The 15800-nt window shown below is 50.7% G+C and carries 14 protein-coding genes; 9 read left to right on the forward strand and 5 right to left on the reverse strand.

Annotation, left to right across the window (positions count from 1 at the left end; translation table 11 throughout):
• The first annotated feature begins 21 nt into the window (after positions 1-21).
• The 5 genes from A3709_RS21600 to A3709_RS25145 all read left to right on the forward strand — a co-directional run bounded on the left by A3709_RS21600 (position 22) and on the right by A3709_RS25145 (position 5862).
• Positions 22-1785 carry an ABC transporter ATP-binding protein gene (locus A3709_RS21600; protein WP_156507893.1) on the forward strand — a complete coding sequence of 588 codons (1764 nt, stop codon included), beginning with the start codon at positions 22-24 and terminating at the stop codon, positions 1783-1785.
• Positions 1786-1896: 111 nt separating this feature from the next.
• Positions 1897-2661, forward strand: coding sequence for a sulfotransferase family 2 domain-containing protein (locus A3709_RS21605; protein ID WP_066059662.1), 765 nt, complete (start codon positions 1897-1899; stop codon positions 2659-2661).
• Complete coding sequence (locus tag A3709_RS21610) at positions 2658-3488, forward strand: glycosyltransferase (protein WP_066059664.1); 831 nt, start codon at positions 2658-2660, stop codon at positions 3486-3488. Before A3709_RS21605 ends, A3709_RS21610 begins: the two co-directional genes overlap by 4 nt.
• A 74-nt stretch (positions 3489-3562) precedes the next feature.
• On the forward strand, positions 3563-4759 hold the full coding sequence (locus A3709_RS21615; protein ID WP_066059666.1) for an NAD-dependent epimerase/dehydratase family protein: 1197 nt from the start codon (positions 3563-3565) through the stop codon (positions 4757-4759).
• A gap of 71 nt (positions 4760-4830) precedes the next feature.
• Positions 4831-5862, forward strand: coding sequence for a glycosyltransferase family 2 protein (locus tag A3709_RS25145; protein ID WP_082850299.1), 1032 nt, complete (start codon positions 4831-4833; stop codon positions 5860-5862).
• A 33-nt stretch (positions 5863-5895) separates the two neighbouring features.
• Here the strand turns inward: A3709_RS25145 and A3709_RS21620 are convergent, their stop codons facing one another.
• Positions 5896-6870, reverse strand: coding sequence for an FkbM family methyltransferase (locus tag A3709_RS21620; RefSeq protein ID WP_082850300.1), 975 nt, complete (start codon positions 6868-6870; stop codon positions 5896-5898).
• A 124-nt stretch (positions 6871-6994) separates the two neighbouring features.
• On the opposite strand from A3709_RS21620, the gene A3709_RS25150 reads away from it, so the two are divergent.
• Complete coding sequence (locus tag A3709_RS25150; RefSeq protein ID WP_197484359.1) at positions 6995-8008, forward strand: glycosyltransferase family 2 protein; 1014 nt, start codon at positions 6995-6997, stop codon at positions 8006-8008.
• Positions 8009-8067: 59 nt separating this feature from the next.
• On the opposite strand, the gene A3709_RS21630 is transcribed toward A3709_RS25150, so the two are convergent.
• Positions 8068-9012, reverse strand: a complete 945-nt coding sequence (locus A3709_RS21630) for a glycosyltransferase (RefSeq protein WP_066059674.1) — start codon at positions 9010-9012, stop codon at positions 8068-8070.
• The gene (locus tag A3709_RS21635; RefSeq protein WP_156507895.1) at positions 9009-10085 is read right to left on the reverse strand and encodes a hypothetical protein; all 1077 of its coding nucleotides are present in this window, start codon (positions 10083-10085) and stop codon (positions 9009-9011) included. Before A3709_RS21635 ends, A3709_RS21630 begins: the two co-directional genes overlap by 4 nt.
• Positions 10086-10185: 100 nt before the next feature.
• On the opposite strand from A3709_RS21635, the gene A3709_RS21640 reads away from it, so the two are divergent.
• Genes A3709_RS21640 through A3709_RS21650 form a run of 3 tightly spaced genes read left to right on the forward strand, consistent with a single transcriptional unit; the run spans position 10186 to position 13089 of the window.
• Positions 10186-11265 (forward strand): glycosyltransferase, encoded by a 1080-nt coding sequence (locus A3709_RS21640; protein ID WP_066059677.1) that lies wholly within the window; start codon positions 10186-10188, stop codon positions 11263-11265.
• A gap of 17 nt (positions 11266-11282) precedes the next feature.
• A complete protein-coding gene (locus A3709_RS21645) occupies positions 11283-12026 on the forward strand; it encodes a bifunctional 2-polyprenyl-6-hydroxyphenol methylase/3-demethylubiquinol 3-O-methyltransferase UbiG (protein ID WP_066059679.1) in 744 nt (247 codons plus the stop codon).
• Between the two features lies 1 nt (position 12027).
• The gene (locus A3709_RS21650) at positions 12028-13089 is read left to right on the forward strand and encodes a glycosyltransferase family 4 protein (RefSeq protein WP_066059681.1); all 1062 of its coding nucleotides are present in this window, start codon (positions 12028-12030) and stop codon (positions 13087-13089) included.
• Here A3709_RS21650 and dxs read toward each other — a convergent pair.
• Positions 13057-14985, reverse strand: a complete 1929-nt coding sequence (dxs, locus tag A3709_RS21655; protein WP_066059683.1) for a 1-deoxy-D-xylulose-5-phosphate synthase — start codon at positions 14983-14985, stop codon at positions 13057-13059. The two genes, A3709_RS21650 and dxs, sit on opposite strands and share 33 nt — an antisense overlap.
• Positions 14986-15017: 32 nt before the next feature.
• Complete coding sequence (locus tag A3709_RS21660) at positions 15018-15740, reverse strand: hypothetical protein (protein ID WP_066059685.1); 723 nt, start codon at positions 15738-15740, stop codon at positions 15018-15020.
• Positions 15741-15800: the final 60 nt, after the last annotated feature.

The following is a 15800-nucleotide window of genomic DNA, read 5'->3' on the forward strand; positions in this document are numbered from 1 at the left end:
GGCTCGATTTCAGGTATTCTCGTGTACGCCACCATATGCGAGATTAAATTCTTACTTCAACCAACAATGCTGAGCTCGATACGAAGACTATTCAACTTATTGACATCACGGCAAAAACGGGATTTTTACCTGCTCCAAATAGTCATGCTGTCTTCTTCTGTGGCGGAGTTAATCGGTACGATATCCATTCTCCCCTTCATGGCGCTAGCCGGGAATCCTGAAATCGTGCACAAGTATGCCGTATTACGGCATCTAAATCTTTGGTTAGGGGAGCCGTCACCCGAATTGTTTCTAATTTATGTTGGTATAGTTTTTACCTTCTTTGTGATTCTTTCGAATAGCCTACTATTTCTCTCGCAGCTACTAATGTCGCGTTACTCTATGAGGCTTGGAGCGGAAATTTCTTCCCGTCTTTATAGATACTATTTGTCTAAAGACATTCTCTATCATGCTCGAACCAATAGCGCCCGCCTTATACAAAATCTCATGCGGGAGTCTCAGCAGATCAGCGTTGGGCTAATTGGCCCTACTCTCCAGCTGAATGCGAGGTTGTTCTCCATTGTGATGTTAACAGCCTTGGTGATATATGTTGATCCACGCGTAGCGCTCTCCGCATTGATCCTGCTTAGTTTTGTCTACCTGCTTATTTACAGGATCGTGCGCAGTCAAGTTCTAAAAAATAGTTCGATGGTCTCTAGGTATAACCGAAGAAGAAATCGGATGCTAAACGAAAGCTTAACCGGTGTGAGAGAGGTAAAATTGTACTCTCAGGAGTCCCGTTTTCTAACGAACTATCGTGAATTGACTAGAAGTTCTACACGTGGGCTGGCCAACAACCAGGCACTAGCGGAATTCCCGTACTATTTCGTTGAGTCAATAGTATTCTCTGGGATGGTACTTCTAGTTCTGATTCTATCGGTTGGCGAAAGAGATCTTGCTGAATCCTTGCCAACATTGACCTTGTTCGGTTTGGCAGGAATCAAATTGGTACCCAAAATACAGCAGAGTTACCGGGCACTTGTGCAGATTCGAGCGGCACAAGCACCATTCGAAATATTGTTCGACGACTTGAAGAACTCAATGGTTGGTTTAGGTCCTGGCGATTTTACAGTTCAGCCTATTCGGGTTGCTGAACGGTTTGGGGTCAAAGATATTGGTTTCTCGTATCCAGATGCCAAGAAGCCATTGTTTCGTGACTTCTCGATTAGCTTGGATGTCGGCGCGTTCACCGCTATTACAGGTCCTTCCGGTGTAGGCAAGAGCACGTTGCTCGATATCATGATGGGGCTGGTAAAGCCCGATGGCGGTTCGATTGTTGTGGACGGTAAGGCAATCCATGAAAGCGATCTCCAGGCTTGGAGAGCTTCGGTCGGCTATGTAACACAAGATATCTATATGGCTGACAGCACCCCTGCAGAGAATATTGCACTTGGCATCAGTCTGGAGGAAATCGATATTGATCGAGTCAGGGCGGTCGCTAAGATGGCGATGATAGATGACTTTATATCGGGCCTTCCACAGGGATATTTCTCACCAGTTGCTGAGGGGGGACGACTCTTTAGCGGAGGTCAGCGACAGCGGATCGGCTTTGCTAGGGCGTTGTACAGAAATGTGAGGATATTGTTCCTGGACGAGGCCACGAGCGCTCTTGATCAACAAACACAGGAGGCGATTCTTCGAAATATCAAAGCATCTGAACAGTTCATCACAGTGGTTATGGTTACTCATCGACGTGAAACGGTGGAACTCGCTGATAGGGTCGTTGACCTTGAGCAATTATGTTAGCTAGTTGTGCAGTCTATTCTTTGCAAAAAGAATGCAGGAGCGTGGACATAAGAATAATGCCGTGGCTTTACGAGCGTTAAGTTTGGCGAGGGTCGGATTGGTATTGGCTATATGATTGCAAAGAAAGTGCGTAGGCAACTGCTAGACTCGGTTCTAGCTCGGGTGTTTGCTGATTATCATCTGGATCCTCTGGAGGTTTTCTATCACAAGGATAATGATCTTGTGTTGCCAATCATCTCCAAGTCTGGTTGCACTTCTTTGAAAGATTCGTTTATACGATCAGTCGTTCCTGGGTTCGACAAACCGTTTGACTTGATTCATAAAATCGACCCCAAAGTGGAAACAAATGGAGCGATAGAGAGACTGTTCTTCGATACTGTAAGCGGATACAAACGTTTTTGCGAAGGGAAAAATGTACGTATTGTCGTACGGCATCCGGAAGCTCGCTTGTTTAGTGCATTCACGGATCATGTAGTTGGTAAGAACCCCGTATACAAATGGAATATTGTGGAAAGAACGCTGTGTGGGATCTGCGAGCAGACCGACTACCCCAGTTTTACTTCTCGCGTCTCACGTATCAGTCCGAATCTATGCGACAGGCATTTCAAGCCTCAGAGCGTATTTTTAATGAGCAACCCTGAAGTAACCCGAACTTATGGCGTCTTGAAACTTGAAGGGCTTGTGGACTCTTGGAAAATAGACCCTATACTGGCCTCTCTGCCAAGTCCACGCATAATGAACAAGAACGCGTATGATGTGAACGATGGAGGTTATGAGCTTTTGGGTGAAAGTGAGTGGTCAGAGCTCGCTAAGCTCTACCTCGAAGACTTTTCATTGTATGGTCTCCTATCTGAACGGGGAGGTGCCCAGCAGTGAGCAAAAATTTGTGGCTTTATTGGGAGAACTTGCCAGGAGTTCAGGAATATCCATATATATCGCTCTGCCGAAAAGTAATCAAGTATCACAGCGAGGGATTGAACCTTAGGGTAGTAACCCCTGACAACCTTAAGCGCTTTCTACCTGATCTACATCCAAATATCGAGAAGATCACTAGAACAGGCTTTGGTTCAGAGCCTTGCCTAGCAATAAAGACGGGGATCATCAGGGTCTTTCTATTGGAGAAGTATGGTGGGTTGTATCTGGATTCAGACGCTATTCCACTGCGTCCTCTTGCGCCGATACTTTATGAACTGGAGCATTATGAATTCATCGGTGTGAGGAGGGTGACGGCACCGACGAAACATGTTGCTAACAATTTCATGGCAACCAATGCACGAGGCGGGCTAATTACAGAGTATGCCAATTTGATTCGTGAGCATTTAGATCATAGATCAGACTTTTACTGGGGTGAAATTGGGGCTCATATGCTAACACCTCTAGTGGATAAAAATTTGGCACATGTAAAGCTCTACCCTGAAGAGAAAATTCATCCCATAGTGGCTGAGAAGCAATATTTGTTCATGAGCAAAAAAGCGAGTATTTGTGACGTAATTCCACGTGATGCTCATATTGCAATGTTGTTCCATGACCTGTTTGTTGGGCCATGTAAAGGGAAGCTCAGGCATGGACTACTACCCAGCAAGAAGGGGTGGCTCAATGGCTGGTCAGAGGAGCGGCTTTATAGCGCGAATATCCTGTTATCGAAGATCTTCCGTCATGCTTATCCTCTTAAAGATGCTCAAAAACTGTTGGATTTGAATTGATTGCGAGTGATGCAACGGAAAATTTTTTGGTCCTTGGTAGGTATACGTCTGCCAAAAGATGAGGATATGCAGTTGTGAAAGTGTTTGTGCTTGGTGGAGATGGGTTCTGTGGTTGGCCCACGAGTTTGCATTTAAGTGCCAGTGGATACGACGTCGTAATCATAGACAACTTGTCGCGAAGAAATATCGACAACGAGTTGGAGGTCAGCAGCCTCACCCCAATAAGTCATATGTCTGAGCGACTTGGGGAGTGGAAAGCTCTTACTGGAAATACCATCAAGTACCACATGTTTGATATTGCGAAGCATTATCATCGGCTAATAACACTGATACTTGAAGAAAAACCAGAAGTGATCGTACATTTTGCTGAGCAGCGGGCTGCGCCATATTCGATGAAGTCTAGTTGGCACAAGAGATATACGGTAGCCAATAATCTAGTTGGAACGAACAATGTGCTGGCGGCAGTAGCTGAGTCTGGGTTAGATGTACACATCGTGCATCTCGGCACGATGGGTGTTTATGGTTATGGGACCGCGGGAATGAAAATTCCTGAAGGCTATCTGACTGTCCAACTGGAAACAGATTTGGGAGAGATGGTCGAGCAGGAGATTCTTTACCCGGCAAATCCGGGTAGCATCTACCATCTAACTAAAACTCAAGATCAACTTATGTTCGCTTTCTATAACAAGAATGATCAGGTTCGAGTTACTGATTTACATCAGGGAATCGTTTGGGGAACGCAGACTGAGGAAACAAAATCTAGTGAATTGTTGATAAATAGGTTCGACTACGATGGTGACTATGGGACAGTTTTGAACCGATTTTTAATGCAGGCAGCGATTGGTTATCCATTGACTGTACACGGAAGTGGAGGACAAACCAGGGCATTTATCAACATTCAAGATACAGTTCGCTGCATCCGGTTGGCGATAGAGAATGCGCCTGTGAAAGGGGACAGAGTAAAAATCTATAATCAAATGACCGAAACGCATCGTATAAGAGAGCTCGCAGATATGGTCTCAGGTATTACCGGAGTGGCTGTGAATTTTACTCCTAACCCTCGGAATGAAGGTGCAGAAAACGAGCTTTATGTTGCAAATGATCAGTTCGTTGGTCACGGCTTAGAGCCTGTCACCTTGGAAAAGGGGCTAATGGGGGAGGTGGTGGATATAGCTCAGAAGTATTCCCATCGTTGCGATAAGAGAAAGATCCCGTGTGAGTCATACTGGAACAAAGACATTGCAGATAGAGAATCAGGTGCGGAATATTGACGTTGGCATAGAGTTCGAACTGTAGAGGTTTGGACCCTATCATTGACGGGAATGACTAATTGTTCGATCGAATGGCTGTGAAAGAATTGGGCTCAGGTCGACCGATTTTCAGTGTGATCGTACCTGCCTACAATGTAGAGGAGTATGTCGCGGAGACCATTAGGTCTGTTCTTTGCCAGTCGGAGAGCAGCGTCGAAGTAATTGTGATAGATGATGGGTCAACTGATTCAACCTTAAGCGTTATATCAGATCTGGCCAGTACCGATTCGCGATTACGCGTATTTACCGGAGAAAATAGGGGACTGTCATCGACACGAAACCAAGGGATATTGCTAGCTACCGGGCGGTACGTTCTGTTCCTTGATGGGGACGACAAACTAAAGCAAAATGCGTTGGAAGTATGCCTGTGCAGTCATACCGAAAGTGGATTGGACTTGTTCTGTTATGCGGCTACAGAATTTGGCCAAATCGAGAGTCGTTCATTGGCTCATAACCGATACTGCAAGCCCGATATACCAGGCCCCTTAAGTGGTCAACAACTCATGCTGGAGTTGGCATCGTCTAAATCGTATACCAGTTCCGCTTGCCTTTATTCTGTCGATAGAGAACTGCTGTTAAATCATCGGTTGCGGTTCGACGATGGATATATTCACGAGGACGAGGCGTTTACACCGAAGGTGCTAGCCTGCTCTGCACGGTCGGCCGTTACTGGGTGCCCCTTGTACATGAGGCGAATTCGACCTGGCTCAATCACTATGTCAGATAAGACTTATGCCAATGTCTTGGGTTATCTACAGGCCGTGGATAGCTTGGGAATGTGGGTTAGATCGCATACTGAACTCTCACCACCAGTAGAGAGTTTTTTCAGGCGGAGACAAAGAACACTTCTACGTACAGCCAGAAAAATTGCGTTAAATTTATGTATGGAGAAGACATACACAAGTGACGTCTCGAGACGGTTTAGCTGCCTAGAGCTGAGTAGGATAGATATTTTCGCTCCTCTATATGTACATCATCCCAAGATATACCAGCGCTTCCGGTTGTTATGGCATGTAGTAAGCGGAGCGGTATTATCCAGCAGCGGAAGAAGAAAGGAAGACTAATTTCGCTGTGAGAGTATCCCCTAAACTACATTGCTACGCAGATAGTTCAGAGGGATATGCAATTAGAGTAGTCTCCGCCGTCCAAGAAGTTGGTGATAACTTCCGGATCATGAATTTGTAGTCGAGTTTCCAGCTCTCTAGCAAAGGCTTTACTTCGAAAAATTGATCTGGGTTGTGATAGATAGATATCAACAATACTGGGCGAACTCGGCATATGGTTTCTTTGGCTCCAAGCAAGAACTTTAGCTCATCGCCCTCTATATCGGCTTTAATTAGTCCTACATCAGCCGCCGTATGTTCTAGAATAAAATCATCAAGTCTTTGTTTTTCTACGACCGATTCTCCTGGCTTGAAAATGGAGTTTCCTTCGGTACCGGAATCATCGAATGTAAAGGTTCCAGATGAATCTGAGAGGGCGACATGAAATAGTCGCACATCTGATATATCAGTGAGAGATGTTAGTTTTATATAACTATCAATATGTCTGGTAGATATTTCAAAAGACATAATTGACATTGGTCTAAAATTTGCCAGCACATAAGCTGAGTCACCGGTGTATGCACCCAAGTCGAGGAACGTTTTGTCTTTAATGTATGCATGAACCGACTGAGGCAGGTGTCTGAGTCCATGTTGGTAGTGCCAAATGTAAGGATCGATTCGGTATTTTTTTAAGATGTGGCTTCTATTTTTTCTGTATTCGGCGAGAATCTCTGAATGATCATGAAGCTCCGCTTTTGTTTTCAAGGGATACTTATTGCGGGATTTTCTGTCCACGAAAAAATCGAGAGATTTCTTGTCTGGCAACTGAATTGCTCTACTCAGGAAAAGGTTAACCGTGTCTTGTGAATCTTTATCGAGTCCACGCAACAGTTCACGAAGTTTCTGTGGCGTATTTTGTTCTAACACATATTGCTTGAAGCTCTCACCGCCAATGTGCCATATCCCGACGTGCAGTCGTCTCAGTAATAGATTGCGTAGCTTGTGCACATATGTCGCGAGTGATTTCATCGGTGACTATTTGTTTGACTGATGGGTATTTGAGCGTAGAAACTATCGTATATCAATCGATACCGATTAACCATGTACATACGTTCAACCACGATATAAGAGAAGTATGAGGAAGCTCACCTCAATGAATACCGCCACTTCTGCGCCACACCTATCGGTCGTTATTCCAACATATGGTCGCCCGGCGTATTTGTCGCGGGCGGTGGACAGTGCGCTGGAGTCTGCGGAGTCTGGTGAAGTTGAGGTGATCGTGATTCCAAATGGCCCGGATGAATCGTGGAAAGGGGTCATGAATAACTACCAGAATCGTACCGATGTAATTGTTCGGCAAATAAGCGTTTCACATGCCAACGTTGCGAGAAATATAGGTCTGAGTTTAGCGCGTGGGAAATATGTCAGATTCCTCGATGACGACGATTTTCTTTTGCCAGCCAAGGCTCGGGAGCAACTCCACTACATGGAACGAGAAATGTCGGAAGTCTGCAGTGGTCGACTTGAGCATCGGAGTGAAGATCAGGTGGCACTAGGTCAAGTGGGATTCACTCGTGAGGCAGACTTCGTTATTGCCTCTTGCGAGAAGAGTGGATTTACGCTCCCTACCGGAAATGTGTTCTTGCGAAGTGCGCTCAAAAATGCATTGTGGAACGAGAACGTGCCTCGCCTACAGGACAATGTCTGGATGCTTGATCTTGCAGGGATGAGGGAGTGGAGATGGAGTGATTTTCCTGAGGTGGTGGGTGTATGGTTTCACCATGGAGGTGATCGCGTATCTTCCGTGTCGGAGGTACGCTCTTACCCCGTTTGGATAATCGACGCTTTACGCGAATTGTGTAGGCGCCTCCAATCAGCCGGAAGACTTAGTCGGGAACGGAGACTTGCTATAGCGACAGCGATATGGAGGGTTTCACATGAATACTTCCCCTTGCACCCAATGATGTGCACTAGAGCTGCAAAGATAGCTATTGAGATGGACGCAACTTCGCGTCCTCCCATCGGTATCTATGATGGCGGACATCCGATGAGTTGGTTTTCACCACTTCTTGTTGAGTGGGTAATGATCCCGAAGAGGTTTTTGAATCACTGGCGCAGGGTCATGATAGAGCGAAAAAATGTGTCACCAAGTATACGCAGGTTGTAACACCTTTGGTGATCAGTCTGGTTGCCGTTAAGATTATTGAAGTTTTCTAGCAGTTCGAATCAATTGAACTCTGTGTGCCTGGGCTCTCGGCTGTAGCCGTAGTTCGTCCAGCCAAGCCATATTCCCTTGATATATGCGAAGAACTGTTCCTTTTTTGAACTCTCCATAATTAGTGTCAGAAACAATCTTGACCCCAGGCTTAGCGTCGTTAGCGCTGCCCAAAGCACGCCCCTCTCCAGTCGAGAGTTCCAGAGTCGATTTCGGCAATCATAAATGCGGCGCCAGGGAGGCATGGAGAGGCAGTAGATTTTCCAGACCTTGAAGTCCACGATGTAACGTGGAATGAGCGGATGTTTTAATACGCTTTCTCTGACCAGAATCAACTTGGCGCCGGCTGCTTTTAAGCGAATGCAGTACTCGAAATCGTCACCCGAAATAAAGTACGAGCGATTGGGTAGTCCTACCCGCTCAACCAGCTCGCTACTTACGGTTAAACCCAGAAAAGGGAGAGTACTTACAAGCTCGGTCTCTTCGCATTCTGACTGCTTCTCTAATAGTCTCGGTTGGTATCTAGGGCTGTTTGGTGCTGCCGGAGCTGGCCAACATAACTCACCTTCCTCACTAGCATTCGAGATAGCAGTGCTTCCATAGGCATGCATGGGATTCTTTGCTTGTTTCATCAGTTCTTTAAAGCATCCCGGCTGAGGCACAGCGTCGTCATCGCTGCTCCAAATCCAATCAGCGCCGAGTTGCATAGCTTTCTGAATCCCGAAGTGGAATCCACCGGCACCGCCCGTATTTGAAGGTAGGGTAAGTATGTGTAATTTAGCGGAGATTTCCAGAGGCAGATTGGCTAGGACTACTTGGGTATCATCGGTAGACGCATTATCTACGACAACTAGAAAATCAAAATCCGAGGCCATAGCAGCTATTGCTGACATAGTTACAGCTAAGTCTACGCAGCGATTATAGGTCACTATTACCAGTGCTAGAGAGTCTTTCATTTTTTGCCTAGCTTCATGCGGTGTATCTTACGAAACACTGCATCAATTGATTTTTCGATCATACTCGCTGGAGATAATCTTCTTCTATAGGGGCCTTTCACTCCGGATTCGACGGCGAGGCCACGCCAATACACAAGTTCATCTACCAGGCAGCGCACAAAGGGGTCGACTGTTCCCTCTACAAAACTGATAGATTCAGTGAGCTGAAGCTCACTCCAGTTTGGTTGCACCGCTGGCATGTTGCCATCAAACAAATCATCGCCCTGCATGTATTTCCCAATTAGCTCCGCATTGCTCTGTGAGTAATGATCTAGAACTTCCTTTCTCTCCTCTAGATCTAGTAGAACGTAAGGCAACTGATCTCGCATTAAACTGGCGTTGCTTGCAGCATTGCCCAGAATTCTGCGTTCGTCATCATTGTAGTTCTCGTGCAGCCGAAGGTGGCGAAGGAGCTCGACCAAGTCTACAGCAGGGCTTTGGTTGGCAGTTTTTTCCATTGCAGGAAAACTCGAACCGGATATTCCAAAAGCCGACAGAACCGCGCTACTAGGGCCTCCTGACGGGTTGGGAGGATCGAACACGATAGGAAGAATGCTGTCCGACCCAAAAACAGAACTCCAGCTTTCAATTAATTTGGAATAGTCGAGCCAATGAAACTCGCCCCCCCGCCATTTTGATAGAAAATCGCTGAACCCAATATGCGCGAGTTCTGAGTTCCATTGCACCTTCACATTTTGAAGGTACCAACTTTCCAGCCAGCGATCCTGTCTTCTGAGCACGACGACGACTTTTACATGAAAGTGATCCCGAAATGGCGCAAAGTGCTGCGGTGTTAGGTACTGAGGCACATCCTCATCGCTGTATATGACAGTGTGTGCGGCAGGATTTCTACTTTCTATGTCAGATTTGATGTCGGCGACGATTCTCTTGGCGCTAGTGCGGCCGTAGAGAAGGCGTTGATTGGTCTTCAGTTGCCTGCCGAGTTGGTAGGGAAGAAGTATTCCCTTTGAGAGCAGGAGATCTTGATTCTCCTGCAGGTACTTCTGGACTGATGTAGTGCCAGTGCGTTGCACGCCGATGTGCAGATATATTGTGGGCTTTGTGGATATCATGCTGCTGAGTGCTGTTTAATATTAGGTTGAGGCATCTGATAAGGAGTTGCTCACATTGGCCATGATACTCTGGCTCTGCAAGGCCCGCTACATGAACCACGATGTGGCGGCAGATCGCTACGCCAGGTTGTTCGAGTTGCCACAGCGGATGTCTGAAGATGCCTCATTACAGGCGGTTTGCCTGGATTATCGGGTTTCAGGCTCTGCACCAGTCCCGCAGGATCTCACCGCCAACTGGCGTCAATTGAACCTGCCCCGTTCGCTGATGCTGGGCTGGGTGCTACAGCTGTTTTTGCTGGCGCGGAAGTTATCCCCTAAGGTGGTCATCGCGAGCTCGGATTGCATCTGTGTGATTATCGGGTACTGGCTTGCCAGAGTCACTGGGGCACGGTTCTACGCTGACTTGTACGACGACTACTCCACCTTTGGCCTGGCGAAATTTCCGGGAATCAGACCGCTTTATCGGCGGGCCCTGGCGGGTGCCGCGGGCTTGTCAGCGGTCAGCAGTACATTGGCCGAGGATTTGCGCAAGGCCTACCCTGAGAAGCCTGTGTTATTGCTGGAGAGCACCGTATCGGAGGGTGTTTTTCGTCCGCTGGATGCAGCAGAGAGCTGTGAGCGTCTGGGGTTGCAAGGCGTTGTTGGAAGTAAGTTGGTCGGCATTTGCGGTGGTCTGAATTCCCTGCATGGGGCGGACACGGTCTTCGCAGCCATTAGGGAGTTCGCGCGTCGTGATCTAGAGGTGACGTTCGTTGTTGCGGGCCGCTTGTCCGATGAGTGCCCGCTTCCCGAGACAAGCAATGTGCTCTACCTTGGCAGCTTGCCGTTTGACGAGATGCCCACGTTTTATAACGCCATGGATCTGATGGTGATCTCTCTTTCCTCAACGCAGTTTGGTTACTACGCATTTCCGCAGAAAGCCTATGAGGTCTTATCTTGTGGCGTTCCAGCCGTGGCTGCCAATGTGGGTGCGCTGGGGCAACTTTTTGAGGACTTGCCGCAGGCGAGGTATGAGCCGTCATCCCCTGAAGATCTAGCTGACAAAATCGCCGATCAACTTGTGCACCAAAGGCAGTTGCAAGTGCCTATACCTACCTGGGGTGACCAGGCCAAAGAGTTGTTGGGCTTCGTCGCGGATTAACATACCCTTGTACCGTTATGAGTAATTCCAAGTCACACCCGCAAGCTACTGAGGATCTCGATATCGAGGAGATCCGCGAGTTCTACGACACCGTCTATTACGGCGACGGCTCTGGCGGTGGAGGCGCATCCTTGCGACGCCACAACGAGGCGTTGGCGAACAAGATTGGTCTCCGAGCTGGTACAAAGGTGCTAGATGTGGCCTGTGGTACTGGTGGCTGGCTTCAGGTTTGCCGCCACAGGGGCTGTGATGTCGCCGGTGTCGATCTATCCCAGAGGGCCATTGAGGCCTGCCAGCAGCAAATGCCAGACGGCGAGTTTTACGCCCAGCCCGCAGAAACCCTGCCTTTCGAAGACCAGCAGTTCGATGTGGTGACCTGTCTCGGTTCCCTGGAACATTTCGTCGACCCACTCAGCAGCCTGCGAGAGATGGTTCGGGTGGCAAAGCCCGGGGCCACCTTCCTCATTCTGGTGCCAAACAAGGACTTTCTGACGCGCAAGATTGGGCTGTTTGCCGGTACGTACCAGGTAGACGCACTTGAGGTCGTCCGGTCGCTGGAGGAGTGGCAGGCATTGTTCGGCGACGCGGGACTGGAAGTCGAGTCCCGCTGGAAGGACCTCCATGTTCTTAACAAGCACTGGATCACCACGGGCAAGCCCTATACCTGGCCATTGCGTGCGGTCCAGGCACTGGCTCTGCCGCTTTGGCCGTTGCGATGGCAGTACCAGGTCTATCATCGGTGTAAGGCGCGTCCGAGCTGACATGAAGGTACTGTTCATCTCGCGGGCCTACCCTCCGGTTATCGGGGGTATTGAAAAGCAGAACTACGAACTGGCTGCGGCACTGGGTCAGAAGGCTGACGTCGAGCTCATCGTTAATACTCGCGGCAAGGCTTGGTTGCCAATATTTCTACCTTGGTCGCTAATTCTTGGCTTGTTCAAGGCGCCTCGCGCAGATGTGGTCTTGCTGGGCGATGCTGTGTTGGCGCCGGTGGGCGCGCTGCTGCGCTTGCTCACCCGTCGCCCGGTTGCGTGCGTCGTTCATGGGCTGGATATCACCTGGGACAATGCGATCTACCAGTCGGTGTGGGTAAAAGGGTTACTCAGTCAGATGAATCGGCTCCTGGCTGTAGGCAATGAAACGATCCGCCAGGCCGTATCCCGTGGTTTGGCGGAGGAGCGCTGCCGTTTTATACCCAACGGCGTTGCTACTCCGGCGACCGCTTCAGAGGTAGACAGTTCAGCAACGTACATCGAAGGTGGCGACGATACGTTTCACCTGCTAACCCTAGGTCGGTTGATAAAGCGTAAAGGTGTTGCCTGGTTCGCAAGCGAAGTGATGCCCAAATTGCCTGAGAATACGCACTACTGGGTAGCTGGTGATGGCCCGTGCCGTGTTCAGCTAGAACAACTAGTCAGCGAGCGCGACTTGCAGGACCGTGTGCATGTGCTGGGGCGCGTGAGCGAGTTGCAGAAGCAGGCGTTGCTCAGCCAGGTGTCCCTCTTTGTGCAGCCTAATATCGCTGTGGAGGGTGATATGGAGGGCTTTGGGCTGGTGGTTCTGGAGGCTGCCGCTGCAGGCCTGCCCGTGGTCGCGTCACGCCTGGAAGGACTACAGGACGCAATTAGCGAGGGAAAGAACGGAGTATTGGTCGAATCCGGCAACGTGGACGCTTATGTGGCCACAATAGAGGCTCTAGCGGCTGATCCTGCTCATGCCACCCATCTGGGCGAGCAGGGCAGGGATTACACTCTGACTCATTGTCTGTGGGATCAGGTCGCCGACCTTTATCTACGGGAGCTTGGCGAGATCAGCGCTCGGTAAAGGCTGTGCAACCAGGGCAAGCCTCTCGCGAATGCGTGCTATCAGGCTGGAGCCGTCCAGGCCGATGGCTGCCAACTGCGCCTTGTGATCACCGTGGTCGATATACTTATCCGGGATACCGCAGTGCAGCACGGGTGTTTCGATGCCTCGAGCAGCCAGTAATTCACTTACGCCGGCTCCGGCACCTCCTGCGACTGCGTTTTCTTCCACGGTTACGAGGAGCGTATGGCAGGAGGCCAATTCCAACACCTTGGCTTCATCCATAGGTTTCACCCAACGCATGTCTACCAGAGTTGCCCTGAGCGCTTCAGCGGCCTCACGGGCGGCAGGCAATAGCGTTCCGAAATTTAGAATTGCCACTTCTGAACCCTTGCGCGCCGTGACCGATTTGCCGATCTCTAGTGAAGACATCTCGGAGGAGATGTCAGCGCCCGGCCCTGTGCCTCGCGGGTATCTCACCGCCGCAGGCCCAGGATGCTGGAATGCGGTGTACAGCATCTGCCGGCATTCGTTCTCGTCTGAGGGGGCGCCAACCACCATATTGGGTACACAGCGCAGGTAGCTGAGATCAAACGTGCCGTGGTGGGTCGGGCCGTCCTGGCCCACGAGGCCAGCGCGGTCGATGCCGAAGGTTACGTCGAGGTTTTGCAGGGCCACGTCATGAATGAGCTGATCGTAGCCGCGCTGCAGGAAGGTGGAGTAGATGGCGACGACGGGTTTGACGCCATCGCAGGCCATGCCGGCGGCCAGGGTGACGGCGTGCTGCTCGGCGATGGCTACATCGTAGTAGCGGTCGGGGAAGCGCGCAGCGAAATCCACCATGCCGGAGCCTTCACACATGGCGGGAGTAATGCCCACCAGCTTGTCGTCCTGTTCGGCCATGTCGCATAGCCACTGGCCGAATACGTCTTGGTATTTGGGTCCCTTTGGTTTGGCTGGCTCAGCTGATTGCGGGCCCTTGGGCTTGGCTTCGACCTTGTTCAGCGCGTGGTAGCCCACTGGGTCTTCCTCGGCCGGCGTGAAGCCTTTGCCTTTTATGGTGCGGACGTGGAGGAATTGTGGGCCCTCCAGATCCTTCATGTTCTCAAGGGTTTTCACCAGCCCGGGCAGGTCGTGTCCGTCCAGTGGGCCGATGTAGTGGAAGCCCAATTCCTCGAACAAGGTGCTCGGCGCCACCATGCCTTTCATGTGCTCTTCGGTGCGCTTGGCCCAGTCCCACAGGAAGCTGAAGCGCTCGAGGAAGCGCTTGGAGCGCTCGCGCATGCCGAGGTAAGTCTTGGTAGCCCAGATCTTGGCGAAGTAGTTCGCGAGGCCACCGGTGTTGTGGCCGATGGACATCTGGTTGTCGTTCAGAATCACCAGCATGTTGGGGCGCTCGTGGCCGGCGTGGGCCAGGGCCTCGAAGGCCATGCCGCCGGTAATGGCGCCGTCGCCAATGACGGCGATCACTTTGCGGTCCAGGCCCTGCTGGCGTGCAGCCAGGGCCATGCCCATGGCCGCAGATATGCTGGTGGAGGAGTGGCCCACACCAAAGGTGTCGTATTCGCTCTCGCTGCGCTTGGGGAAGCCGGAGAGGCCGCCGGCGTGGCGCATGCTGTCCATCTGCTGCATGCGGCCGGTGAGGATTTTGTGCGGGTACGTCTGGTGGCCCACGTCCCACACGATGCGGTCATCGGGGGTATTGAATACGTGGTGCAAGGCAATGGTGAGTTCCACTACACCCAGGCCGGCGCCAAAGTGCCCGCCGGATTGACCGACGCTGTACAACAGATAGGCGCGCAGTTCCTCGGCGAGCTGAGTCAGCTCTTCCGTGCTGAGCTCGCCGGTAGGGCGGCCCGCGTCAATGCCGCTTAACAGCGGGGTGGCAGGCGGAGTGAGGGGAATCTCGGAAAACATCCGCCAATTCTACCCCAATTTGGGGGCGGCGGTCAGGGTTGCAGGGCAGTCTTGTCGAGCTGATTCTGCACTAATGTGGAGAGTCGCAGGTAGCCGTGCTCATTGAGGTTGGAGCCGTCAGAGCGGAAATAGGCGGCCTCGGGCAGGCCCTCGCGGTTCTGCAGCAGCCGGTTGAGGTCCAGCAAGGCCACGTGGGGGTGCTCTTTCACCCATTCCCGGAGAATGACCATGGTCTCATCAATGGTTTCGTGATCGCTGGGGTGGAGCAGGGTTTTGACCGGGCTGATAATGAAAAACTGCTGGGTGATGTGCACCTGTTCGTCGGTGGTCACAAGTTCGGCAATACCCTCGGCGAGATCCTCTGCAGACTTGTTGTCGCGAATATGAAACTCGGTCACGCTGGGCAGGAAGATGACCGTTTCCGGCTGATAGTAGCCGATCAGGTCGTCGTAGTGATAAACGATGTCGTCGACAATGGCGTCGCCAATGCCCCGCATTAACACGGGTTTGGGGGCCAGCAGCTCGGGCAGGCCGTCCCACATTCTGGCGCGCATGCCGCCCACCACCACGATGGGTTTTTCAGGTAATTCGCGGGACATGTCCTCCCGGCGGTAGTCTTCGATGTCATCGGCCCACACTTCCGGCTCGCTGTTGAGGGCGTCGGCGATATCGGATGACATCAGGAAAACCAGGTGCACGAGCGGTACCGCCAGAATGACGATGCAACTAATGCGTATGGCCTGCCACGAGAACATGGGTTATTTTATTACCAAATTCAGTCAGTTAGGTCGCAGTTTCGCGTAAAATGCCTAGTT

Source organism: Halioglobus sp. HI00S01 (genome assembly GCF_001635445.1).
GTDB lineage: Bacteria > Pseudomonadota > Gammaproteobacteria > Pseudomonadales > Halieaceae > Halioglobus > Halioglobus japonicus.

Coding starts and splice junctions, on each gene's coding strand:
- A3709_RS25145 (WP_082850299.1), top strand. CDS start 4,831: ATGGCTGTGAAAGAATTGGGCTCAGGTCGACCGATTTTCAGTGTGATC.
- A3709_RS21660 (WP_066059685.1), bottom strand. CDS start 15,740: ATGTTCTCGTGGCAGGCCATACGCATTAGTTGCATCGTCATTCTGGCG.
- A3709_RS21640 (WP_066059677.1), top strand. CDS start 10,186: ATGATACTCTGGCTCTGCAAGGCCCGCTACATGAACCACGATGTGGCG.
- A3709_RS21650 (WP_066059681.1), top strand. CDS start 12,028: ATGAAGGTACTGTTCATCTCGCGGGCCTACCCTCCGGTTATCGGGGGT.
- dxs (WP_066059683.1), bottom strand. CDS start 14,985: ATGTTTTCCGAGATTCCCCTCACTCCGCCTGCCACCCCGCTGTTAAGC.
- A3709_RS21620 (WP_082850300.1), bottom strand. CDS start 6,870: ATGAAATCACTCGCGACATATGTGCACAAGCTACGCAATCTATTACTG.
- A3709_RS21605 (WP_066059662.1), top strand. CDS start 1,897: ATGATTGCAAAGAAAGTGCGTAGGCAACTGCTAGACTCGGTTCTAGCT.
- A3709_RS25150 (WP_197484359.1), top strand. CDS start 6,995: ATGAATACCGCCACTTCTGCGCCACACCTATCGGTCGTTATTCCAACA.
- A3709_RS21645 (WP_066059679.1), top strand. CDS start 11,283: ATGAGTAATTCCAAGTCACACCCGCAAGCTACTGAGGATCTCGATATC.
- A3709_RS21630 (WP_066059674.1), bottom strand. CDS start 9,012: ATGAAAGACTCTCTAGCACTGGTAATAGTGACCTATAATCGCTGCGTA.